The organism is Micromonospora sp. LA-10, assembly GCF_051853095.1.
Classification (GTDB): Bacteria; Actinomycetota; Actinomycetes; order Mycobacteriales; family Micromonosporaceae; genus Micromonospora; species Micromonospora echinospora_A.
The window spans coordinates 2,607,102-2,630,178 of the sequence record NZ_CP195710.1 but is presented as its reverse complement, the minus strand read 5'-3'; the positions used below and the strand labels follow the sequence as shown (position 1 = coordinate 2,630,178).

Here is a 23,077-nt window from a genome sequence, read left to right as displayed (position 1 = left end):
TGCCTTCGTTTGCCTCCGACAGTGCTTCATCTTCCCGGACCCGCCTCACCGTCGTCAATGGCCGACGGTCCTCGGGCGGTCACTCCTCGTCGCGCTCGCCGAGTGGGTTCCCGCGTACCCACTCCGCCGTCTCCGCGTACTTGCGCTCGATGTATTCCTCCAGCCGGGAGCGCTCAACCCGCCACTGTCCCCGGCCGCCGATCTTGATCGCCGGCAGCTCGCCGCTGCGGACCATGTGGTAGACCTGCGAGTCCGAGACGTTCAGCTCGGCGGCGACGTCGGACAACAGCAGGAACCTCGACTCCACGGTGACTCCCGGGGTTGGCTTCGTTTGCCTTAGTTTGCCATCACCAGCTGACATCGCCCCAGGCCCGTTCGCCTGACACACCGGCGGGAGACTTCACCCGCGCGGGTGCCGGGTGTATGACGGTCCTGGCGTACGGCATGATCGGCGCCCGGAGCCGGCGTCCGCCGGCGGTTGGCCTGAGTGCGGGAGTGACCGGTGACCGACGAGCTTGTCCGGGTGTACCTGCCGGCGACCGTACCCATGCTCGCCCGGCTGCGCGAGGAGGGCCTGACCGCCGAGGCGGCGCACGCGGTCACCCCGGAACTGCGCGAGTGGTACGCCGAGGGCGACGAGGAGGAACTGGAGTACGTGGCCTTCACCCGGGCCGCCCAGGACGCGCTGCTCCTGCTCCGGAGCGATCCCGCCGCGCCCCGGCGACGGGTTGTCGTCTCGGCCGACCTGCCCGCCCGGGCTGTCGAACGGGTGGGCGGCGAGCTGGGGTCGAGCGTGGTCCGGCCGGCCGGGCCCGTACCGGTGAAGTCGGTCGCCGCGCTGCACGTCGACGGCGCGGAGGCGGTCGAGGATGTGGCCGCTGCCGTCGAGGTGGTGGCCGAGGCCCAGGCCGGAGACCCCGACGCCCAGTTCACCGTCGACGGCGCCGAGGACCACGAGCTGGAGTGGTACGACGTGACCGAGCTGGACCTGCTGCTGCGCGACGCCGGCTGAGGCTTGTCGCTCAGGGCGCCGCCGGCTCGTCCGCCTCGTCCTCGAGCGGGCGCGGGCCGAGCGTGCGGCCGAACACGATGAGCGTGGTCAGCGCGCCAACGAAGAGCACCCAGATCCCGTTGTCCACCCGTGAGGTGCCGAGCGCGGTCTGCGCCACCTCGTCGGCCTCGCTGAGCGCGGCGGCCAGGTCGAGCAGCCCACGGCCGCCGACCCGGATGATCACCTCGGTGAGCAGCAGGAGCAGGCCCGCGCCCGCGCCGGCCACCAGATAAGCCGGCCAGCGCAGCGGCGACGCCACGCCGTCACGGCGCTCGGCCCGGCGTCGGGACCAGGTCAGATAGAGGTACGCGGCCAGGCCGGCGAGCAGGCCGGCGAGCAGCGATTCGGTACGCGAGACCCACTTGGCGGCGTCGAGCACCGACTGCTGGGTCTCCCCGGCGCCGAACAGATCGGACAGCGGATCGCGGACGCGGCTGAACAGCACCACGAAGATCTGCGCGGTGAGCGTCGCCGCGGTGATCGCACCCACCACCCGGGCCTGACGCGCGCCAGCCATCGCGCCGCCGATGATCGCGGCTGCCGCAGCGGTTCCGGCGATCGTGTTCGTGGTGGCGTTGTCGGCGTACGTCAGGTTGATCGCCACCGCGGCGAGGAGCCCGACCACCAGGCCGGTCCCGACGGCGGCCAGGAAGCGCAGCGTGGCCCGGCCCAGCCGGTTGGTCGCGGCCAGGGCGACGGTGGCGCCGGTGACCAGCGCCGCGGTGATGACGCCGGGCAGCGCGTACGCGGAGAGGCTGATCGCGGTGACGCCGGCCGCTGTCGAGTGGATCGCCTCGCGGGTCGACCAGAGCATGGCGGCCAGCCACCCGATCGAGACCAGGGCGAGCACGAGCGCGCCTGGGGCGAACTCCGGCCGCCCGCCGGTGGCCGTGCCCTCGTCGGCGCCTGCCTCGTACCCGGCGGTCGCGTTGTCAGTGCCCGCCGCATCGTCCGTGCCCGTCGCGTCGTAAGTGCCCGCCTCGCCGGTCGGCCCGTCGTCGGAGCCGGCCGGCGCCTCGGCAGCCGTCACCTCGCCCGTGGTCGGCTCGACGGCCTCAGGCTGATCCGTCTCCGCGGCCGTGGAGCTGCCGGGCTGGTTGCTCATCGTCTTCCCTTCGACGGTCGCCGGATCCACCCGCGCCGGGCCGGGCAGGTCACCGGTCATCCAGCGTACGCGGCGCGCCGCCGCTCTTCTGGAGGGCCGTGTGCCGTCTGCGCGGTGATCGACTGCAGCTCGGCGATGTGGTGGCATCCCGGGGGCTCGGATACCGCCGTTTCCCCGAGGTGGAGTGGATCAATGGCCGATACCCGCGAGTCGGGGTGTCCGAGCCAGGGCTGGATCGTGGTGTTGGGCGGCGCTCGCGGCCTGCGACGTGCCGTCCGCGCCTTGATCGACTGCTGTACGCCGATGTGGTGGCATCCCGAGGGCTCGGATGCCACCACATCGCCGAGGTGGAGTGGATCAGTGGCCGATATCCGCGAGCCGGGGAACCCGAGCCAGGGCTGGGTCGTGGTGTCGGATGGCGCTTGCGGCCTGCTACGTGCCGTCTGCGCGTTGATCGACTGCAGTTCGGCGATGTGGTGGCATCCCGGGGGCTCGGATACCGCCATCTCCCCGAGGTGGAGTCGATCAATGGCCGATACCCGCGAGCCCGGGGCGTGCCCGCATTCTGCGGGCACGGGCGCGGGCGTGTGGCGCCTGTGCGTTTGATCGCCCGCAGCACGCGGCGGACACCGCCACCTCCCCGAGGTGGAGTGGATCAACCGGCCCGTGGGCGGCTGACGAATCGTCGACAGAAGGAACTGTGATCCGATGTTTCGTCGGAATGGGGCGGGTTGGGGCCGACGGTCCGGAGACGACCCGGCCGTCCGGTGTGCCAGGGAGGCGCGTCCGGGGAGGGCTTGTCGTGACAGAATCGGGGCCAGGTCCCGCCGCCGCCCACCCCGCGGCGTCCCGGTGTCCGGCCGCCCGGCCGGCGCCCGCGGGTCCGGTTTCGCCGTCGCCGTCGAGATCGCCAGGAGCCTGTGATGGACGCCGTGTTCTCCGTACCCGAGCCGATCAACGAGCCGGTTCACACCTATGAGCCCGGCAGCGCCGACCGGGAGCGGCTCCAGCGGCGGCTGGCCGAGCTGGCCGCCGAGCGGATCGAGCTGCCGATGACGATCGCCGGTGAGCGGCGGATGGCCGGCGGCGCGTCGATCGACGTGGTGCAGCCGCACAAGCACGCGCACGTCCTCGGCGTCACCGGGCACGCCACGCACGACGACGCCCGCGCCGCGGTGCAGGCCGCCAAGGACGCCGCGCCGATGTGGCGGGCGTTGCCGTTCGAGGAGCGGGCCGCGATCTTCCTGCGCGCGGCCGACCTGCTGGCCGGCCCCTGGCGGGACACGCTCAACGCGGCCACCATGCTCGGGCAGTCCAAGACCGCCGTCCAGGCGGAGATCGACGCGGCGTGCGAGCTGATCGACTTCCTCCGCTTCAATGTGCACTTCGCCCGGCGGCTCCTGGCCGAGCAGCCGCTGTCCTCGCCCGGGGTCTGGAACCGTCTCGACCACCGGCCGCTGGAGGGCTTCGTCTACGCGATCACCCCGTTCAACTTCACCGCGATCGCCGGCAACCTGCCGTCCGCGCCGGCCATGCTCGGCAACACAGTGGTCTGGAAGCCGTCCCCGACGCAGCAGTTCGCGGCGCACTTCACCATGCGCCTGTTCGAGGCTGCCGGCCTGCCGCCCGGCGTGATCAACATGGTCACCGGCCGCGGCGAGGAGGTCTCCGAGGTGGTGCTCGCCGACCCTGACCTGGCAGGCATCCACTTCACCGGCTCGACAAAGGTGTTCCAGCACCTGTGGAAGACGGTCGGCGACAACATCGCCCGCTACCGCGGTTACCCCCGCCTGGTCGGCGAGACCGGCGGCAAGGACTTCGTGGTCGCGCACACCAGCGCCGACGTGGACGCGCTGCACACCGCGCTGATCCGGGGCGCCTACGAGTACCAGGGGCAGAAGTGCTCGGCCGCGTCCCGGGCGTACGTCCCGCGGTCGATCTGGGAGGGCGGGCTGCGCGACCGGCTCGCCGCCACCGCCGACTCGCTGACCTACGGCGACGTCACCGACTTCAGCAACTTCGGCGGCGCGGTGATCGACGACAAGGCGTTCGGCCGGCACACCGCCGCGCTCGACCTGATCAAGGGCGACGACTCCTGCCGCATCCTGGCCGGGGGCACCGCCGACGACTCGGTCGGCTACTTCGTCCGGCCGACGCTGTTCGAGTGCTCCGACGCCGCGCACGAGACGTTCACCACCGAGTACTTCGGCCCGATCCTCGGCGTGCACGTCTTCGACGACGCCCGCTTCGACGAGGTGGTCGCCCAGGCCGAGTCGATCGCGCCGTACGCGCTGACCGGGTCGATCTTCGCGACCGACCGCCGGGTGGTCGACCAGGTGGCGGAGAAGATGCGGTACGCGGCCGGCAACTTCTACATCAACGACAAGCCGACCGGCGCGGTGGTCGGGCAGCAGCCGTTCGGCGGCGCCCGGGCCAGCGGCACCAACGACAAGGCGGGTTCCTGGCACAACCTGGTCCGCTGGATGTCGCCCCGGACGATCAAGGAGACGTTCGTTCCGCCGACCGATCACGTCTACCCGCACATGGGCTGAGGCGCTCCAAGAGGGCCCGTCCCGGCCGGAGCGGGCCCTCTTCCTCACCCGACAGTGCACATCGGACCCGTCATCGGGTGCCGAAATAGGCAAATCCTGGACGCCAGAGCCGACAAAGTGGCAGCTTAGAGGGCATGGCGGATTCCGGAGTCAACCCGACGGCGGCAGCTTTGCTCGGCCTGCTGCACGACGGCCCGATGACTGGCGGCCAGTTGATGGCCGCGGCCGAGCGCCGGCTGGCGCCGTACTGGTCGATGACCCGCAGTCAGGTCTACCGCGAGCTACCGGTCCTGGCCGAGAAGGGTCTGGTGCGTCTCGGCAAGCCCGGGCCGCGCATGAGCCAGCCGTACGCGCTCACAGCTGCCGGTAAACGGACATTCTCCCGCTGGCTGGCGGAGAATCCCGGCAAGGACACCATCCGTAACCCGATAGCGCTACGGATCGCGTTCGGCAACCTGCACTCGGCGAGCCAGCTGAAGAACCTGTACGCCTCGGCGAACGAGTACCACACCGAGGCGCTGGCGGCGGTGCGGGAGCAGGTCAAGAACGCCAAGAAGGAAGGCGACAGCTACGACGCCAGCGCGCTGGAGTTCGCGGTCGCCTACCACAAGGCGGCGCTGTCCTGGCTCAAGACCGCGCCGGTCGGCTGACCACCTGCGGCGAACTCGCTGGACTAGGCAGTAGTCTTGTCTGTCGTGACCGCTGCCGATTACGCCGAACAGCTCAAGGAACTCGACGCCACGCTGCGCAACATCGAGGCTGTGCTCGACCTCGACAAGCTGCGCGAGCAGAAGGCACGGCTGGAGCAGGAGGCCTCCGCGCCGGACCTCTGGGACGACCAGGCCAAGGCGCAGCAGGTCACGTCGCAGCTGTCGTACGTCAACGGCGAGATCTCCAAGCTCGGTGACCTGCGTTCCCGGCTCGACGACGCCGGCGTGCTGCTGGAGCTGGCCCAGGCGGAGGACGACCCGGGCGTGCTGACCGAGGTCGAGTCGGAGATCGCCGGGCTGACCAAGGCCATCCAGGAGATGGAGGTCCGCACGCTGCTCTCCGGTGAGTACGACTCCCGGGAGGCGCTGGTGGCGATCCGGGCCGGCGCCGGTGGCGTGGACGCCGCGGACTTCGCCGAGATGCTGCTGCGGATGTACCTGCGCTGGGCCGAGCGGCACGGCTACCCGACCGAGGTCTACGAGACCTCGTACGCCGAGGAGGCAGGCCTGAAGTCGGCCACCTTCACGGTGAAGGTTCCGTACGCCTACGGCACGCTCAGCGTGGAGTCCGGCACCCACCGGCTGGTGCGGATCAGCCCGTTCGACAACCAGGGCCGCCGGCAGACCAGCTTCGCCGGCGTCGAGGTGCTGCCGGTCACCGAGCAGACCGACCACATCGACATCCCGGAGAACGAGGTCCGGGTGGACGTCTACCGGTCGTCCGGGCCGGGTGGGCAGAGCGTCAACACCACCGACTCGGCGGTGCGGCTGACCCACATCCCCACCGGCATCGTGGTGACCTGCCAGAACGAGAAGTCCCAGCTACAGAACAAGGCCTCCGCGATGCGGGTGCTCCAGTCCCGTCTGCTGGAGCGCAAGCGTCAGGAGGAGGAGGAGAAGCTCGCCGGCCTCAAGTCCGGCGGCACCAGCTCCTGGGGCGACCAGATGCGCTCGTACGTCCTGCACCCGTATCAGATGGTGAAGGATCTGCGTACCGAACAGGAGACGGGCAATCCGTCCTCGGTCTTCGACGGTGACCTGGACAGCTTCATCGAGGCGGGAATCCGCTGGCGGAAGCAGCAGCAGCTCACCGCTGACGGTGCGTGATCACGGTCGGACTGAGCGCGTCATCGATCTCGGTCTGACCGGGTAAATCGATGACGCGCACCGCTTCGACGGGCCTGGGGGCTTGGCTCTGCGGTTACACCGCGTAGACTACCGACCCGTGATTCAGCTTGAGCAAGTGACGAAGACGTACCCGAAGGCGTCCCGGCCTTCGCTCGACAACGTGTCCGTCTCGATCGAGAAGGGCGAGTTCGTCTTCTTCATCGGTCCATCCGGCTCCGGCAAGTCCACCATCATCAAGTTGCTGCTGCACGAGGTCACGCCCAACAAGGGCCGGGTCGTCGTCAACGGCAAGGACGTCACGTCGATGCGTTCCTGGAAGCGACCACACTTCCGGCGTTCCATCGGCTGTGTCTTCCAGGACTTCCGCCTGCTGCCGAACCGCACCGCGTACGAGAACGTGGCGTTCGCGTTGGAGGTGATCGGCAAGACGAAGGCGGTGGCCCGCCGGGTCGTGCCGGAGGTGCTGGAGCTGGTCGGTCTCGGTGGCAAGGAGCACCGCTACCCGCACGAGCTCTCCGGTGGTGAGCAGCAGCGTGTGGCGGTGGCCCGGGCGTTCGTCAACCGGCCGCTGATCCTGCTGGCCGACGAGCCCACCGGAAACCTGGACCCGGACACCTCGATCGAGATCATGCGCCTGCTGGACCGGATCAACCGCACCGGCACGACCGTCGTGATGGTCACGCACGACTCCAACATCGTGAACCAGATGCGGCGCCGGGTGATCGAGATCGAGAGCGGCCGCATCGTGCGCGACCAGGCCCGCGGCGTCTACGGCTGAGCCGGACGACGTTCCGTAGACCCTGACGACGAACCCTCACGCCGGAGAGCCGGAGGAATATCCCGATGCGGATGAAGTACGTCCTGTCCGAAGTACTGGTCGGGCTGTGGCGCAACGTCACCATGACCATCGCCATGATCATCACAATGGCGGTGTCGCTCTTCATGCTGGGCGGCAGCGGCCTTCTGTACCAGAAGGTCGGCGACATGAAGGACCTCTACTACGAGAACGTCGAGGTCTCGATCTTCCTGAAGACCGATGCCACCAAGGAACAGGTCGACGCGCTGGGTCAGCAGCTCGACCAGGACCCACTGGTCAAGGACTCGACGTACGTCAACAAGGACCAGGCGTACGAGCGCTTCCAGCAGATGTACGCCGACGCCCCGGACCTGGTCAGCGCGGTCAAGCCGGACCAGCTTCCCGAGTCGTACCGGGTCAAGCTCAACGACCCCGAGCAGTACAAGGCGATCTACGACAAGTACAAGACCGCCGAGGGCATCGACACGATCGTCGACCAGAGCAAGCTGCTCGACAAGGTCTTCGGCGTGCTCAGCGGCTTCCAGAACGGCGCTCTCGCGATCGCGATCGTGATGGCCGTCGCCGCCCTGTTGCTCGTCGCGAACACCATCCAGGTGGCCGCGTACAGCAAGCGGCGTGAGGTCGCGGTCATGAAGCTGGTCGGCGCGTCGAACTGGTTCATCCAGGCGCCGTTCGTGCTCGAGGCGGTGGTGGCCGGTCTGTTCGGCTCCCTCCTCGGCCTGCTCGCGTTGATCGCGGTGAAGGTGCTCGCGGCCGGCAGTTCGATGGCGGCCCTGGAGGGTCTGATCACCCCGATCTCGTGGTCCGACATCTTCCTGACCTTCCCGCTGATGGCCGCCGTCGGTGGCGTGGTCAGCGCGGTCACTGCCTGGGTCACGCTCCGCTTCTACCTGCGGGTCTAGTTACCCGTCCGGCTCCGGCAAGGGCCCTCCGGCGCGGAATAAACCGCGCGGGAGGGCCCTTGTGGTTCCGGTAGCATGATCTTCGCTCGTCGGCCGGTGGCCGGCGACGGGACCGGAAGGGAGGTGGCGCCGATGCCACGGGAAAAGGGTCGCAAGGTGGTCGCCTCCAACAAGAAGGCGCGGCACGACTACGCCATCCTCGACACGTACGAGGCGGGCATGGCGCTGACCGGCACCGAGGTCAAGTCGCTGCGGGCCGGGCGGGCGTCGCTCGTCGACGCGTTCGCCCAGGAGCGTGACGGCGAGATCTACCTGCACGCCATGCACATCCCGGAGTACGCCCAGGGCACCTGGACCAACCATGAGCCCCGGCGTACGCGCAAGCTGCTGCTCAACCGGATCGAGATCGACCGGTTGCTGGGCAAGCTCAAGGAGAGCGGCCTGACGCTGGTGCCGTTGCAGGTCTACTTCTCCGACGGCTGGGCCAAGGTGGAGATCGGCCTGGCCCGGGGTAAGAAGTCGTACGACAAGCGCCAGGACCTGGCCAAGCGGGACGCCGCCAAGGAGATCGCCCGGGCGGTCGGCCGGCGCGGCAAGGGCATGGCTGAGTGATACATCCGGTTCGTCCGGCTGTCCGCGTCCAGCGGGCCTCGGGATGAATCCGGTTGCGCCAGGCGTTACGCTTGGTGTGCTGCCGACAGGGGCAGCGCTTCGAGGGGGTGACTGGTTTCGACTTCGTACGCAGCGACAGGGGAAGCGAGCCGAGGAAGCCGACGTCGTCTCGAGAATCGGTCGTCGGAAACCAATAAGCGCCAAGAACAATCGCGCTGACTTCGCTCTCGCCGCCTGAGGCGAGTAGCAAGTCTGTCGGCCTGGGAGCGCCTTCGACCCAGTTAGCCGGCATCAGCTAGAAGGCTGGCCAATCGGACCCGGTCGCGGGGTCCGTGCGGCGAGATTAATCAGCGACTGGGCCCGTCACACCAACTTGCTCGCGTGAGCGGTGGGGCCGAGTAGAGGCACAGCGAGCTGCGCTCGGAGAAGCCCTGACAAACCGGCGAAGGACCCGGGTTCGATTCCCGGCACCTCCACTACACGGCCTGTGCGCCCCGGTCCACGAGGACCGGGGCGCACAGCCGTCTCCGAGGCCGGTCGTCCCTGGAGAGCCGTCGCCCCTGAGGCTTGCGTGGCCGCTGGGGCTGATGATGCAGGACAGGCAGATGAGGCGGCGCCGACCGCTGGACAGCGCACGGAAGCGGGTCCACCATCGCCATACGGGTTCGCCCAGCAGCGGGAGGTGTCCCATGGTCACCAGTCCGATCCAGCAGCCGATCGCCGTGCTCTCCACCGCTCCCGGCGACCTGCGCGCCCTCGCGCGGGCCACCGGCGGCCCGCGCTGGCGGGAGCGCCTGCTCACCGACCTCGACCCGGTCCGGCGGGGCTTCACCGAACACGTCCGCGTCACCGAGGGGCCGGGCGGCCACTACGCCGACCTGGTGCGCGCCGCGCCGCGGCTGCACCGGGGCGTACGCCTGCTGGTCGCCGAGCACGCCGCGATCCTGGCGGCGCTAGCCGCGCTCCAGCACGCGGTCCGGCTGCCCGGGGCGTCCGCCGCCCAGGTGCGCGCCCGCACCGTTGACCTGCTGCGCGCGCTCGACCGGCACCGGCGGCACGGCGCCGACCTGCTCTGGGAGGCGTGCCAGGCCGACCTCGGCGGCGAGGACTGAGCGCGGAACCGTTCCGGACGGGCACGCGTCCAACCCCTATGCGTCGCGTCGTCGCCCTGCTCGGGATCTCGTTGCTGGCCCTGTCCGCCTGCGCCTCGCCCGGCGCCGACCCGGGGGTGGCCCCGCCGGTCGGCCCGGACCAGCGGCCCGCGTTCACCGAGCGGGCGCAGGAGGTGGCAGCGGGCTGGCGGCCCGTGCCGGGCTGGCGCGACGGGTACGTGCCGCTCCAGGACGCCACAGTGCTCACCGGCGACGGGGGCTTCACCGACGAGACGAAGACGGCGTTCGGGGCCGGGTGGTACCGGGACCAGATCCCGATCCCGGCCGCCGTGCCGAAGGACGGCACGATCCGGTTCCCCGACGGCACGCTGCGGGTGCCGCTGGTGAGCGCCGCCGACGCGTACGCCGAACTCCACCAGGGCGACCCGCCGCCCTGCGACGGGCGCCCGGCCGCGCCGGACCCGGCGCCGACGGGGCGGCCCGGCCCGAACGACCCGGTGTCGACGTCGGCGCCGGGCGCGTGCGTGGCGCTCACCGTGACCGGGGTACGGCTGGGCAGCGCGCCGGTGTGGACCAGCCGGGGCCGCGCCGAGGTGCCCGCCTGGCTGTTCACGGTGGACGAGCTGGCCGTACCCGTGGCCCGGATTGCTGTCGCGCCGCGCGTGACCGGCCGGGTCCCCGGCGGCGCAGTGCCTGACCGGCCGCTGCCGGCGGGCCTGGTGTCGGCGCAGGAGCTGCGGGCGGTCGAGGGCAACCGGATCGACTACGTGCTCGGCGTCGGCGCCTGCGACGGCCCGCCAACGCCGCTGGTGCTGGAACGGCCGGATGTGGTGGTGATCGGCGGCGCTGTTGTCCCGCCCACCGGCCCGTGCACCATGCAGCTCGTGATGAAGCCGGTGAGCGTCACGCTCAGCGCGCCGCTCGGCGAACGCGTCGTGCTCGACGCCGGCAGCGGCGCCCCGTTGACCGTCCAGCCCGGCTGAGGCTCACAGGATCCGCGGCACGTCGGTGCTGATCGCCACCGGCAGCACCGTCGGCCGGTCCGTGGCGAGCGCTGTGGCGAGCGCCGCACCGAGCCCGTCCAGCGTGGTCACCTCACCGGCGCAGCCGTAGCCGTGCGCCACCGCCGTCACGTCGAGCCCGGGCAGGTCCAGCGCGGGCACACCAGGGGTGTGCTTGAGGTCGGCGAACGCCTTGAGGATCGCGTACTGCTGATTCACCGGGACCACGACGGCGAGCGGCAGCCGCAGCCGCGCCGCCGTCCACAGCGCCTGCACCGAGTAGTGGAACGAGCCGTCGCCGACCACCGCGACCACCGGGCGGCCGCGCCCGGTGTCGCGTTCGGCGAGCGCCATGCCGACCGCCGCCGGCAGGCCGAAGCCGAGGCCGCCGCTGGCCATCGTCAGGTACGAGCGTGGCCGCTCGATCGGCAGTCGGCGGCGCAGCGCGGCCAGGTTGGACGGCGACTCCTGCACCAGCACGCCGTCCTCCGGCCACGCCGCTGCCAGCGCGGAGAACAACGCGTCGGCGCTCGGCGGGTCGGCCGGCTCGGGCGGCGCCGGCTGCGGGCGCGGTGACGGCGCCGGCCGGTCGGTGGCCGGCAGCAGCTCCCGCAGCGCGGACATGGTCAAGCGGGCGTCGCCGAGCAGACTGTCCCCGACCGGGGCGCGGGCCGCCTCGTCCGGGTCGTCGGTGACGTGCAGCAGCCGCGCGTCGCCGGGCAGGTACTCGCCCGGCACGTGCGGGTAGTAGCGGAACACCGGCGCGCCCACCACCAGCACCACGTCGTGGCCGCGCAACGCCTCCGACAAGGGCCCGATCGCGTACGGCAGCACGCCGCGGAAGTGCGGATGCCGCTCGGGGAACACGGCCCGCTCCGGGGCCGGGGCGGCCCACACGGGGGCGGCCAGGTGCTCGGCCAGCGCCACCGCGTCCGGCCAGGCGTCCGACCGGTCCACCGCCGCGCCGAGCACCAGCGCCGGGGCGCGGGCCGCGGCCAGCGCGTCGGCGAAGCTCCGCAGCCGGTCCGGGTCCGCCGCGATCCGGGTGGCGACGGTACGCACCTGCGGCGGCGGGTCGGCCGGGCGGTCCCAGTCGTCCATCGGCAGAGAGAGGAAGACCGGCCCGGCCGGTGGCTGCACCGCCGAGGCGTACGCCCGCATGAAGGCCGCAGGGATGTCCTGCGCGCGGGCCGGCTCGTGGGCCCACTTGACGTACGGCTGGGCCAGCTCGACCGCCCGAGGGCTGGCCAGGCGCGGCTCGATCAGCAGCATCTCGCGGGTCTGCTGGCCGGCGCTGACGATCAGCGGGGTCCGGTTGTGCCATGCGGTGACCAGGTTGCCCATGCCGTTGCCGGTGCCCGGCGCGGTGTGCAGGTTTACGTGCGCGGGCCGGCCGGTGCCCTGGGCGTAGCCGTCGGCCATCGCGACCGCCGACGCCTCCTGGAGCGCGTGCACGTAGTGGAAGTCGGCCGGGAACTCCTGGAGGAACGGCTCCTCGGTCGAGCCGGGGTTGCCGAAGACAGTGGTCAGCCCGAGCGCGCGCAGCAGGTCGTAGGTCGCCTCCCGCACCGTCGCCATCGCCGGCTGCCTCCGTCCTCCATGCGGATGCCGGAGACGGCCCGGTGCCCTGTCCCCCGACCAGCCGAATCTATCGGGCCGAGGTCGACTTTTCGGGCGCTTCCCGCGCTCAGGGCAGCGGGAACGGCAGCTTGATCCCGTCCAGCGCGCTCCCGCACTGGCACTCCCGCTCGGTCGGCAGCGCGGCGACCGCGTCCAGCAGCAGCCCGCGCAGCCGGTCGGTGTTCTCCGCGAAGACCCGGAACACCTCCTCGTGGGTGACCGACTCGCCCGCCTCGACGCCCGCGTCCAGGTCCGTCACCAGCGCGATCGACGTGTAGCAGAGCGCGAGCTCGCGGGCCAGCACCGCCTCCGGGTGGCCGGTCATGTTGACGATCGTGCCGCCCATCGAGGCGAACCAGCGCGACTCCGCCCGCGTCGAGAAACGCGGACCCTCGACCACCACCACCGTCCCGCCGTCCACCGCCGGCACGCCACGGCCGGCCGCCGTGTCCAGCAGCGTGCGCCGCCCCGCCGGGCAGTACGGGTCGGCGAACGACACGTGCACCGCGCCCCGGTCGTAGTACGTCTGCACGCGCCCGCTGGTGCGGTCGATCAACTGGTCCGGCACCACGAACGTGCCCGGACCCAGCTCCGGCCGCAGGCCGCCCACCGCGCAGGGTGCCAGCACCTGGCGTACGCCCAGCGACCGCAGCGCCCACAGGTTCGCCCGGTAGGGGATCAGGTGCGGCGGGTAGCGGTGATCGCGCCCGTGCCGGGGCAGGAACGCCACCCGGCGACCGCCCACCTCGGCGACGGTGATCGGGCCCGACGGCTCGCCGTACGGGGTGTCCACCACGTGTTCCACCCCGTCGAGCAGGGCGTAGAGCCCCGATCCGCCGATCACCGCCAGTTCGGCCTGCGCCGCCATCCGGCCCTCCCTCGATCCGTCGTGATCACCCGCCGTCAGACCTTAACCAGCGGGCAGGACGCAAGCTATGGTGCGTGACATGGCGTTGACAGGATGGACGGTCGACGGCCTCGGGCCCGCGCGGGCGCACGGCTGACGGGTGTCGGACATGCAGAGTGAGGGGCAGGCGATCGGTGGCCGAGCCATGGAGTCGATGACCGGACGACTGCTGGTCGCGACACCAGGGCTCAAGGATCCGAACTTCGACCGTACGGTCGTGCTGCTCGTCGCCCACGAACCCGGCGGCGCTCTCGGGGTGGTGCTGAACCGGGCCACCGAGGTCTCGGTGGCCGACGTGCTCGGCGACTGGAGCGACCTGGCCCGCGACCCGGCCGTGCTGTTCGAGGGCGGCCCCGTGCAGCCCGACTCCGCCATCTGCCTGGCCCGCATGCGGCACCCCGTCCGACCGGTCAAAGGCTTCCACCGCGTCTCCGGCGCGGTCGGCACCATCGACCTCTCCGTCGACCCGGAGAAGCTGCGCGAGTCCGTCGGCGGGATCCGTGTCTTCGCCGGCTACTCCGGCTGGGGCGCCGGGCAGGTGGAGCGCGAGATCGAGGAAGGCTCCTGGTTCGTGCTCGACGCGCTGCCCGGTGACGCCTTCGTCGACCGGCCGGATGATCTCTGGCCGATGGTGCTGCGCCGGCAGGGTGGCATGATGGCTGCGGTGGCCCACTTCCCGCCGGACGTGGCGCTGAACTGACCCCCTCGGTGGGGGACCCCCGCGAGATGACCATGCGGGACGGCGTGTGTATAGTTCTTCCCGTGCCCGGGCGACCGGGGACGACCGCAAGGGGCCGTGGCGCAGCTGGTAGCGCACCACACTGGCAGTGTGGGGGTCAGGGGTTCGAGTCCCCTCGGCTCCACCTTGTGCTTGTGCAGGTCAAGCGGCATTTCTCGACGAGAAATGCCGCTTTTTGACCTTCTGGTTACAGTTGTGCCCCGTACTCCCACTCGGGCGCCCCAGGCGCGAGGAGGGCCGGTGGAGAGCCCGTTCGGCTGGCGAGAGTTGAAGCTGGTCGTCGTGGTCATCCTGGGCACTCTTCTGGTCGGCGGGGGGATGCTGCTCACCGTTCGGCTGAACGAGGCGATCGACGAGCGGGTTCGCGTCGGCGCCGAGACGACAGGCCAAGTGGTCCACGTCGAACGGTTCAAGATCAGCCGTTCGTTCGCCGCCACGAGGTTGACTGTGGACTACACGTTCGAGGGCGTGCAGTACCGGGAGCGGTTCTCCAGCGAACTCGACGAGAGTGGGTTCCGCGTCGGGGAGTTGCTCGACGTACGCGTCGACAGGACGAATCCGACCCGGGCTGCCACGCCCGACGGGTACGCGACGGAGGATCTGCTCCTGCAGGCGCCGACCGTCCTGGAAGTCTTCGGTGCCCTCATGATCGTGATCTCGCTCGCGCTGATCAGAACGGGCCCCCGGCGCGATTAGGTGGGCTGGCGGGCCCAGGTCCGCGCGGAGTTGCCGACTCATGGATGGTCAAAGGTGGTAGGCCGCGTGCGCCTCTGCGTCCTCCGACGGATCTCGTCAATCACTCAACGAGCCCTGAACCACCTCGCCGAGCGCACCGGGGCCAGCGCCGATCCCCGGTGCGCAACGGCGACACCCGCACTCGTCTCGCCGCCGAATTCGAGATCGGTGTCACCACCGCTTGGCGCTACGGCAAGACGCGATCGTGGCGCCCTCTGGGATATGTGCGGTCGATCGGCCACCCGTCACGCGAACCGGTTGATCGAGGGTTCGAGTCTTTCCTGGCGAGTGAGCGATGCTGCATGCATAATGAATGCATGGTTGCTCTGCAGATTCGGGACGTACCGGAGGAAGTGCGAGACGCCTTAGCCGCCCAAGCCAAGGCGCGCGGGCAGTCACTCCAGGCGTACCTGCTGGAGTTGGTGGAGGTGCAGGCTCGACGGCTGCGGAACACGGCAGCCCTTGACCGCTTCGCCGGCCGATCGGACGGTGCTCGCTCACTGCCGGGGGAGAGTGCCGCCGAGTTGAGTGAGCAGCGGGAACAGCGCGGACCCTGGGGAAGCGCCGCGTGATCGTCGTGGATGCGTCGGTTCTGGCCGACGCCCTCGTTGACGACGGGCCGGTCGGCGACGTGGCGCGGGCGGAACTCTCCAGAGATCCACACTGGGCCGCGCCGGGCCATCTGTTGGTCGAGGTCATGTCCGTGATCAGAGGCAAGGTCCTGGGTGGGAAGCTTGGCCTTGCTCGGGCGCAGGAGGCGGTCGACACCCTGCCCTCGTTGGTCATCGACGAGGTTGGTGCCGCCGTGCTGCTTGACCGGATGTGGCAGTTGCGGGGCAACGTCACGGCGTACGACGCGGCTTACGTCGCGGCGGCGGAGCTGATGGCCTGCCCACTCGTGACAAGTGATGGTCGGCTCGCCAAGGCTGGCGGCGTCCGCTGCGAGATCCGACTTCTCGCCGCGTCCTGACGATGGTCGCCCGAGGATCATCGGCCCGGTGCCCTTTGTCCGGGTCGCCGCTGATTGCTCTTCGGTCTGAGGTCTCCGCTTATCGCATCGTGGGATTCCGTGCCCCACGCCCACGGGAGCTACCTGGTCGCGCTGCGGCCAGCGACCGCACGAGCCTGCCACGGGCGCTGTGACTCAGAAGGGTGCGTCGCCGGCGGTCCAGGTGTTGACCCAACTGGCTCGAACACCAGTCGCGGCAAGGTCCCCGAACTCGACGTCAGCGAAGGGATGGGCGACGTACCGGACCTGGTCGTACTCTGGGCTGGCCTTGCTCACGGTGACCAGTGCAAGCCGGTAGTGGGGGACGGCGTTCTTGCCGGTGACAACCTCGTTGTGAGTGACGTAGAAGTCCTTGGCACCCTCGATCCGTGCCTTGACCTCGATACGGATCGAAGGCCCTCCGTCGGTGGGGATGGAGAGGATGTCGTACCCGGGATTGTTGAAGGCCTGCTCCTGTGGCTCCCGGCCGAGAGCACGCTCGGTAGCGAGCACCAGCTCGACGCCGCGCCGCTCAACGGCCTTTGTCTCCTTGGCGTGGATCGGAGCGTCGGCGGGGATTTCGACCCCGACCATCTTCAGCGGCAGCACGAGCGCGGCGGTCATGATGCGGGGCGGCTTCGTGACCAACTGAGCCTGCTGATCGAGCAGCGCCAAGCGGGCGTCTCGGCGAGCCTGGAGCTCTTGCGCCTTGCGCAGGAGGCTGTCGTAGCTCTCCTTCGGCTTGACGCCGGCCTGCTCCTTCTCCTGGGCTGCGATCGCCTCGCTTATCAGGCGGTTCGACTCGTACGCCAGCCGTTGGTCGACCCGCGTCCGGGTGCGCTCGATCTCGGCGAGCCGGCGGGGCGAGACCTCGGCGAGGTAGTCCTTGAGTTGGTGGCCGATGATCCAGGTCCGGCCCTTGGCCTCGGCATCACCGAGCCAGGCCAGCTTCTTGGCTGCGGCCACGGCGGGGGCCGGCGGGGCTGCCACGCAGTCCAGGTATGGCGCCGGTCCGGCGGGCGTGACCTGGCCCGTAGCATCGACGTAGGCGTAGCCGAAGCGGCGTGCGATCGACTCCCCGGTGCCGTCGGCGACCTCCTCGACCACCCCGACGAGCAGCGTCGGCTCCTCGACCTCGGGTGAGACCAGGATGGTGCCTCGCTCCAGCATGGGTCGGAGCTGAGTGATGGTGAGTTCGGCGACGGCATCGTGGAGCGGGTGCCCGGGGGCGAGGAGGTCGGCGCGGGGCTTGTCGGGCACGTCGATGCGGTCGAGCTCGAACGTGACCCGTTCATAGCGAGTAGCGACGGGGCCGTGCCTGGTGACGGCACATACCGCCGGGGGGACGTGGCTGATCTCGTATCGGCCGCGCTCACGTCGGGCGAGCCGGCCGCCGAGGCGCTGGAAGGCGAGGCGGAACGCCCACTCGATGTAGTGCGGCTGCAGCCTGCGGGCCCGGGCCTCCTCCATGAGCCGCTGCATCTGGGCTAGATCGGTGTCTGACATGGCCTCGTGGGTGAGGGCGCGTTCCTCCAGGAGTTCCTTGAGACCGTGGGCGACGGAGGCATCGATGACCTGTTCCATCTTGGCCCGGGTCTCGGGCAGGTCGCCGTACCGGATGGCCTCGATCAGCAGCTCGCGCAGCGGTGTCTCGTCGAAGGCAGCGCCCAGGACGTCGAAAACCTTGCCGCCGTAGGCCTTGCGCTGCTCCTCGACCTTCTGCAGCAGCCGGGTGAAGACCTCGCCCTCTCGGGTGTTGGCAGCCACCAGGTTCCACAGGCGGCACACCTCGGTCTGGCCGATGCGGTGGACGCGGCCGAACCGCTGCTCGATGCGGTTGGGGTTCCACGGGAGGTCGTAGTTGACCATCAGGTGAGCGGCCTGGAGGTTGAGGCCTTCACCGGCCGCGTCGGTGGCCAGGAGTACCTGGCAGGTGGGGTTCTTGGTGAACTCCTCGGTGATAACCCGCCGGTCGGCGCGCCGGACGCCGCCGTGGATCGCCCGAACCGTCTCCGGCCTGCCCAGAAGCGAGCGGATTTTGCGGGCCAGGTAGTCGAGGGTGTCGCGGTGCTCGGTGAAGATGATCAGCTTGCGAGGTTTCTCGGCGCCGGGGTGGATGAGATCGTTGTCCTGAAGGATCTTGCGCAGCTCGGCCCACTTGCGGTCGGTGTTGAGGTTGCGGACCCAGCGGGCGACGTGGACGAGCTTGTCGAGGTCGGCCAGCTCGACATTGAGCTCCTCGATGGTGCGAGCCGCTGTGGCCGCGTCGAGCAGTTCCTCCTCGATCTGCTCGACCTCCTCGGCGCTGTGCTGGTCGCTGTCCAGGTCACGCGGGTCGATCGGGGCGAGTTCGTCACCCACACCGCGGCCGTGGAGCAGGTCGTCCCGGCGGCGCTTGAGTCGTTCAGCACGTCGGACCAGCGACTGATAGATCGCCTCAGGGCTGGAGGCCAGGCGCCTTTGGAGCACCGTGAGAGCGAAGCCGACGGTGTTGCGTCGCTTGTCGTCCAGCCGTGCGGCCCGGTTCATCCCTTCGCGTACGTACTCGGTGACGCGCTCGTAGAGATCCTGCTCGTCCGTGGTGAGTTTGTAGGGAACGGTTTGGGCGATGCGCTCTGGAAAGAGTGGCTTACCCTCGATGGTGAGGAGATCCTCCTTGACCATGCGCCGCATGAGCCCGCTGGTGTCCGGGTTGTGGACGCCGGCCTTGAACTTGCCTTCGAAGCCGTCGCGCTCGAGCAGGGTGAGGAATAACTGGAAGTCCTCCTCCTTGCCGGCGTGCGGGGTGGCCGTCATCAGCAGCAGGTGGCGGGTGCGGTCGCGCAGGTTCTCACCGAGCTGGAAACGCCGGGTCTTGTTGAGCTTGCCGCCGAAGTAGTGTGCGCCCATCCGGTGGGCCTCGTCGACGACGACCAGATCGAACTCGGCGTCGTCGAGGTGGGCGGCCAGGTCCTCGTTACGGGCGAGCTGGTCCATCCGCGCGATGAGCAGCGGGTACTGCTCGAACACACTCTGCCCGAGTGCAGCGTCGACCATGGCCGTGGTGAGGATGTCGAAACGTAGGCCGAACTTGAAGTACAGCTCGTCCTGCCACTGGTCAACCAGCCCTCCGGGCGCGACGATCAGGCAGCGCTTCACGTCGTCGCGGAGCAGGAGTTCCTTGATGTATAGACCCGCCATGATTGTCTTACCGGCGCCGGGGTCGTCGGCCAGGAGGAAGCGCAGCGGCATGCGATCGAGCATCTCGCCGTAGACGGCCCGGATCTGGTGGGGCAGTGGCTGCACGTCGCTTGTCGCCACTGCCAGCATCGGATCGAACAACCCGGCCAGGGAGATTCGCTGTGCCTCCGCGACCAGCCGGAACTCTTGAGCGTCCGCGTCGAACGGACGGCTGCCCGCGTCTGACAGGCTCAGCCTGGACTCATCGGTCCGGAACAGCACTTGCTGACGTAGACCTCCGTCGAGCGTCTTGTAGGTCAGCTCGACAGCATCGGAGCCGTGCCACTGGGCGGCCAGGACCGAGACCGTCTCGCCAGGGACCACACCGGCCAACCGGAGACCGGACGAGAGATCCTCGAGCCGCACCAGTCACCTCCAGCTCGACAGCCCGCAGAGCTTGACGACGAGCGTCGACACTACTGACGAGCTCAAGAGCAGCACCAGGCCCGTAAGGGCTGTACTTGTCCTGGGTCGGTTTCCCGACAGCTGCTTTCGGAGGTCCCGCTCGTGTAAGGGGCCGACTACGATACCGTCCCTAAACCCCCTCGATATCTGCGGTGAGCATGAACAAGACGGAGCGCGAAGAGATTCGTCGCCTCGCGACGGACTTCAGTCAGTGGAGTCACCGAGCCGAGGACGTGCAGAACTGGCACCGGGCTGTCCGCGAGGCAGCCGGCCGAGATGAGCAGGCCCTGCAGTCACGCATTGTCATGCTCGGTTGGGCCGGGCAGGCCGCCTGGCGTGTGCTCCCACTTCGCAGGAGTGACGTCGGGGTCGTCAGGCGCCTGTGGGAGCGGGCCACACTGCCGGAGCACACTGCTGCCGACCGAATGCTCATGCGCATCCTCACGTCGGACGCGCCCAACGCTCTCACCCAGGTCGCACCGATGCTCGGGGTCCGACGTTTCTTCGCCAGTGCGGCGAAGAAACAATCGGCGGAGGCGGCCGGCGAGTTACTGCGTCGTCATCATGCGGCATTTCTTCGCGGCAACGGCCCCGGTCGACTGGAACGACTTGGTGCCTTCACCGCGCCCGTCGACCCTCGGAGGCTCGGGTTTCAGAGATTGCTCGACCCCGACCTCCGCTTCAGTCTGGTTTCCGAACGGACAGGTCCGGCACCCGAGATCCTCGACCGGCCCGTTTTTGGCGGGCTGCCAGAAGCGCTCGACGCCATCGCGAAGACCGTCGCAGGCGAAGCCTCGTACAAAGCGGCGGCTCACAAAGCAGGTGAGAAGGTGAGACGGGCCGAGGTCCAACGGATCCTGCGCCAGATGCCCGTGGACGCCTTGAAGGCCGCTACCCGCGATCGTCTTCGGCTCGGTCCGCTCGCCGGGGCGGGTGTCAGCACGGTGCAGGATGTTCTGGACTCAGGTTTGTCTCTTCAGGCGCTACCAGGCGTCGGCGAAACCTCCGCTCGCCGCATGCTCGGCGCCGCGCAAACACTGTGGCAGACGACGTACGACGAGATGCCCGTCCGCATCGACATCAACCACCGCCATTCCGAGACTACCCAGCTGCTGCGCCGCCTCGCCGAATGGGATTCGTGCCGTCAGACCCGGGGCGCGGCCGCGGACCTCGAACGTGCATCAGAACTTGCGCCGCTAAGAGCAGCGATCAATAGGGAGACCATCCAACTTCTGGTGATCCCAAGCAGGCAACTCGCTGCCGCTGGGCTCGCCGAGAGTATCCAGGTCGTCAAAAGGCGAGCCGAACTGCTGGGTATGTCGTCGGGGTCGAGCCGGAGGAACGGCGGCGCGGACCCGTGGGATGACTTCCTCGCTCGACCCGCCGACTACTTCGCCATGCTCGCCGAGTTGGGCTTCGTCATCGAGGACGAAAAGGCGTCGCAGGGTGATCTTCCGGAGGAGATCATCCAGGCGGTACGTGACCAGGCACTCGACGGCGAACATCTGACGGCGTCGCTGCGTGGCTACCAGAGCTTCGGAGCCCGGTTCGCGCTCGTGCAGCGCAAGGTCATCATCGGGGACGAGATGGGGCTCGGTAAGACCGTCGAAGCGATAGCGGTCCTCGCTCACCTGCACAGCAGAGGGAAGACACATTTCCTGGTCGTCTGCCCGGCCGCAGTGGTGACCAACTGGGTCCGGGAGGTCTCCAGCAAATCGAAGTTGAGAGTGTGCAGAGTCCACGGGCCGGAGCGCGAACGCGCAGCCCGGACATGGGTGCGGGACGGCGGTGTCGCCGTGACCACGTACGAAACCCTGGCGTGGTGGGAACGCGCGCTGCGGGACCTCCGCGACCTCGCATGTGTCGTCGTTGACGAGGCGCACTACATCAAGAACCCTCAAGCGCAACGGACGATCCGAACCAAGCGACTGGTGGAGAGGTCGGAACGCGCGATCCTGCTCACCGGTACTCCTTTGGAGAACAGGGTCGACGAGTTCCGCAACCTCGCCTCCTACGTACGCCCTGATCTGACTGTGGAGGCCAGTGACTTGTCGCCGCGCACCTTCCGTCGACAGATCGCGCCGGCATACCTACGCCGGAATCAGGAAGACGTATTGACCGAGCTCCCGGAACTCATCGAGGTCGAGGAATGGTTGCCGCTCTCCGGCGCGGACAGCTCCCGCTATCGAGGTGCGGTCGAGCGTGGAAACTTCATGGAGATGCGTCAAGCGGCGATGCTCGAAGGCGCTCAGTCCACCAAGATGCAGCGCCTGATCGAGATCGTCCGCGAAGCAGAGGAGAACGAGCGCCGTGTCATCGTCTTCTCCCACTTCAGGGAGGTGCTAGGCCTCGTGGCCCGGTCGTTGCCCGGGCCGGTGTTCGGGCCGCTTACCGGCTCTGTACCAGCCGCCCAACGGCAGCAGATGGTGGACCAGTTCTCGTCCGCCCGGCATGGGGCCGTCCTCGTTGCCCAGATCGTCGCCGGCGGCGTCGGGCTCAACATCCAGTCCGCCTCCGTCGTCGTCATCTGTGAACCACAGCTCAAGCCAACCACCGAGGCGCAGGCCATCGCGCGTGCGCATCGAATGGCACAGGTGCAGTCTGTTCAGGTCCACCGGCTCCTTTCCGAGGACGGTGTCGACCAGCGGATCACCGAAATACTGGCGCGAAAGAAGCAGATATTCGACGAGTTCGCCCGGGTCAGCGACATGGCGGACTCGAGCCCGGAGGCGGTGGACTTGTCTGAGGCGGAGCTCGTCCGGCAGGTCGTGGCAGCCGAGCGTCAACGCCTTTCCGGCCGTGCTCCCGCGCAGACTGACGCGGCCGGGTAACGCATCGAGCGCAGAACGGCGGGACGAGTCCGTGACCGCTTTAACGCGAGCCTCGCGGCGTCCTGACGGCAGCAGCCTCGGCCCGAGAGTCGGATCATCGTGATGGCTCCGGGGGATGATCATAAGCATCGCCCGTGACCTGACCATGTGGGAGAGCACCGTGAACGACGCCATCCGCATCCGCCAGGCCGGTCCGGACGACGCGGGTGCGGTGGACGCCCTGGTTCGGGAGATCGCGGCCCACGAGGGGGAGAGCGAGCACGTCGGCGCCACTCCCGAGCGGTGGCGTGAGGTGCTCGGCCGCGCCGACGTGACGGTCCTCCTGGCCGAGCGGAACGGTGAGACGCTCGGCTACGTCTCCGCGCAGCGGCGGCTGCACATGTGGAGCGGTGAGGACATCCTCGCGCTCGACGACCCGTTCGTCCGCGCCGAGGCACGCGACGGCGGCGTGGGCCGACGGCTGATGACCGCGCTGGCCGAGCGGGCCGCCGCCGACCGGCTCGTCATCCGGTGGGAGGTGAAGCCGGAGAACGAGGCGGCACAGCGCTTCTACCGCCGGCTCGGCGGAGCGCTCTTCCCGAAGGTGGTCGTCCGCTGGCTGCCGGAGAGCTACCTGCCGTTGGTCGAAGACAAGCCGTAGCCG

The 23,077-nt window shown here is 69.4% G+C and carries 20 protein-coding genes, 1 tRNA gene, 1 other RNA gene and 1 pseudogene; 18 read left to right on the top strand and 5 right to left on the bottom strand.

Going from position 1 to position 23,077, the window contains the following annotated elements; all coding sequences use genetic code 11:
* Window positions 1–79 precede the first annotated feature (79 nt).
* Window positions 80–361, bottom strand: coding sequence for a helix-turn-helix domain-containing protein (locus ACSDG8_RS12235; RefSeq protein ID WP_247660237.1), 282 nt, complete (start codon window positions 359–361; stop codon window positions 80–82).
* Window positions 362–502: 141 nt separating this feature from the next.
* Here ACSDG8_RS12235 and ACSDG8_RS12230 point away from each other — a divergent pair, with 141 nt between their 5' ends.
* Window positions 503–1,012 carry a DUF6912 family protein gene (locus ACSDG8_RS12230; protein ID WP_210896505.1) on the top strand — a complete coding sequence of 170 codons (510 nt, stop codon included), beginning with the start codon at window positions 503–505 and terminating at the stop codon, window positions 1,010–1,012.
* Between the two features lie 10 nt (window positions 1,013–1,022).
* Here the strand turns inward: ACSDG8_RS12230 and ACSDG8_RS12225 are convergent, their stop codons facing one another.
* A complete protein-coding gene (locus tag ACSDG8_RS12225) occupies window positions 1,023–2,156 on the bottom strand; it encodes a hypothetical protein (protein ID WP_210896730.1) in 1,134 nt (377 codons plus the stop codon).
* Between the two features lie 923 nt (window positions 2,157–3,079).
* Here ACSDG8_RS12225 and pruA point away from each other — a divergent pair.
* From pruA to ACSDG8_RS12180, 9 genes are all read left to right on the top strand, one after another.
* Window positions 3,080–4,708 (top strand): L-glutamate gamma-semialdehyde dehydrogenase, encoded by a 1,629-nt coding sequence (gene pruA / locus ACSDG8_RS12220; RefSeq protein ID WP_210896503.1) that lies wholly within the window; start codon window positions 3,080–3,082, stop codon window positions 4,706–4,708.
* A 134-nt stretch (window positions 4,709–4,842) separates the two neighbouring features.
* The gene (locus ACSDG8_RS12215; protein ID WP_018787598.1) at window positions 4,843–5,358 is read left to right on the top strand and encodes a PadR family transcriptional regulator; all 516 of its coding nucleotides are present in this window, start codon (window positions 4,843–4,845) and stop codon (window positions 5,356–5,358) included.
* A gap of 45 nt (window positions 5,359–5,403) precedes the next feature.
* Complete coding sequence (gene prfB, locus ACSDG8_RS12210) at window positions 5,404–6,525, top strand: peptide chain release factor 2 (protein ID WP_210896498.1); 1,122 nt, start codon at window positions 5,404–5,406, stop codon at window positions 6,523–6,525.
* 118 nt (window positions 6,526–6,643) lie between these two features.
* Window positions 6,644–7,324 (top strand): cell division ATP-binding protein FtsE, encoded by a 681-nt coding sequence (ftsE, locus tag ACSDG8_RS12205; protein WP_013284225.1) that lies wholly within the window; start codon window positions 6,644–6,646, stop codon window positions 7,322–7,324.
* Between the two features lie 65 nt (window positions 7,325–7,389).
* Entirely contained in the window at window positions 7,390–8,265 is an 876-nt protein-coding gene (gene ftsX, locus ACSDG8_RS12200; protein ID WP_210896496.1) for a permease-like cell division protein FtsX, read from the top strand.
* A 132-nt stretch (window positions 8,266–8,397) separates the two neighbouring features.
* On the top strand, window positions 8,398–8,877 hold the full coding sequence (gene smpB / locus ACSDG8_RS12195) for an SsrA-binding protein SmpB (protein WP_030501421.1): 480 nt from the start codon (window positions 8,398–8,400) through the stop codon (window positions 8,875–8,877).
* 103 nt (window positions 8,878–8,980) lie between these two features.
* Window positions 8,981–9,356: a transfer-messenger RNA gene (gene ssrA, locus ACSDG8_RS12190) on the top strand.
* 210 nt (window positions 9,357–9,566) lie between these two features.
* Window positions 9,567–9,989, top strand: a complete 423-nt coding sequence (locus tag ACSDG8_RS12185; RefSeq protein ID WP_210896494.1) for a hypothetical protein — start codon at window positions 9,567–9,569, stop codon at window positions 9,987–9,989.
* A 38-nt stretch (window positions 9,990–10,027) separates the two neighbouring features.
* Window positions 10,028–10,972 carry a hypothetical protein gene (locus ACSDG8_RS12180; RefSeq protein WP_210896492.1) on the top strand — a complete coding sequence of 315 codons (945 nt, stop codon included), beginning with the start codon at window positions 10,028–10,030 and terminating at the stop codon, window positions 10,970–10,972.
* Between the two features lie 3 nt (window positions 10,973–10,975).
* Here the strand turns inward: ACSDG8_RS12180 and mdlC are convergent, their stop codons facing one another.
* Together mdlC and ACSDG8_RS12170 are read right to left on the bottom strand one after the other, a co-directional pair.
* A complete protein-coding gene (gene mdlC, locus ACSDG8_RS12175) occupies window positions 10,976–12,568 on the bottom strand; it encodes a benzoylformate decarboxylase (protein WP_210896490.1) in 1,593 nt (530 codons plus the stop codon).
* A 109-nt stretch (window positions 12,569–12,677) separates the two neighbouring features.
* Complete coding sequence (locus ACSDG8_RS12170) at window positions 12,678–13,478, bottom strand: S-methyl-5'-thioadenosine phosphorylase (RefSeq protein WP_210896488.1); 801 nt, start codon at window positions 13,476–13,478, stop codon at window positions 12,678–12,680.
* A gap of 148 nt (window positions 13,479–13,626) precedes the next feature.
* Between ACSDG8_RS12170 and ACSDG8_RS12165 the strand changes: the two genes are divergently transcribed.
* The 6 genes and pseudogenes from ACSDG8_RS12165 to ACSDG8_RS12140 all read left to right on the top strand — a co-directional run bounded on the left by ACSDG8_RS12165 (window position 13,627) and on the right by ACSDG8_RS12140 (window position 15,961).
* Window positions 13,627–14,217 (top strand): YqgE/AlgH family protein, encoded by a 591-nt coding sequence (locus tag ACSDG8_RS12165; RefSeq protein ID WP_210942765.1) that lies wholly within the window; start codon window positions 13,627–13,629, stop codon window positions 14,215–14,217.
* A 90-nt stretch (window positions 14,218–14,307) separates the two neighbouring features.
* A tRNA-Ala gene (locus ACSDG8_RS12160) sits at window positions 14,308–14,380 on the top strand.
* 116 nt (window positions 14,381–14,496) lie between these two features.
* A complete protein-coding gene (locus tag ACSDG8_RS12155) occupies window positions 14,497–14,952 on the top strand; it encodes a DUF3592 domain-containing protein (RefSeq protein WP_439427884.1) in 456 nt (151 codons plus the stop codon).
* A gap of 90 nt (window positions 14,953–15,042) precedes the next feature.
* A pseudogene (locus ACSDG8_RS12150) lies at window positions 15,043–15,182 on the top strand (IS5/IS1182 family transposase); the annotation flags it as partial.
* A 126-nt stretch (window positions 15,183–15,308) separates the two neighbouring features.
* On the top strand, window positions 15,309–15,563 hold the full coding sequence (locus ACSDG8_RS12145) for a FitA-like ribbon-helix-helix domain-containing protein (RefSeq protein ID WP_357470358.1): 255 nt from the start codon (window positions 15,309–15,311) through the stop codon (window positions 15,561–15,563).
* Window positions 15,545–15,961, top strand: coding sequence for a type II toxin-antitoxin system VapC family toxin (locus ACSDG8_RS12140; protein ID WP_439428043.1), 417 nt, complete (start codon window positions 15,545–15,547; stop codon window positions 15,959–15,961). Before ACSDG8_RS12145 ends, ACSDG8_RS12140 begins: the two co-directional genes overlap by 19 nt.
* Window positions 15,962–16,135: 174 nt before the next feature.
* Here ACSDG8_RS12140 and ACSDG8_RS12135 read toward each other — a convergent pair whose 3' ends face one another.
* Window positions 16,136–19,564 (bottom strand): helicase-related protein, encoded by a 3,429-nt coding sequence (locus ACSDG8_RS12135; protein ID WP_439427883.1) that lies wholly within the window; start codon window positions 19,562–19,564, stop codon window positions 16,136–16,138.
* Between the two features lie 197 nt (window positions 19,565–19,761).
* Between ACSDG8_RS12135 and ACSDG8_RS12130 the strand changes: the two genes are divergently transcribed.
* Entirely contained in the window at window positions 19,762–22,434 is a 2,673-nt protein-coding gene (locus tag ACSDG8_RS12130) for a DEAD/DEAH box helicase (protein ID WP_439428042.1), read from the top strand.
* 115 nt (window positions 22,435–22,549) lie between these two features.
* Window positions 22,550–23,074, top strand: a complete 525-nt coding sequence (locus ACSDG8_RS12125) for a GNAT family N-acetyltransferase (protein ID WP_439427882.1) — start codon at window positions 22,550–22,552, stop codon at window positions 23,072–23,074.
* Window positions 23,075–23,077 lie beyond the last annotated feature (3 nt).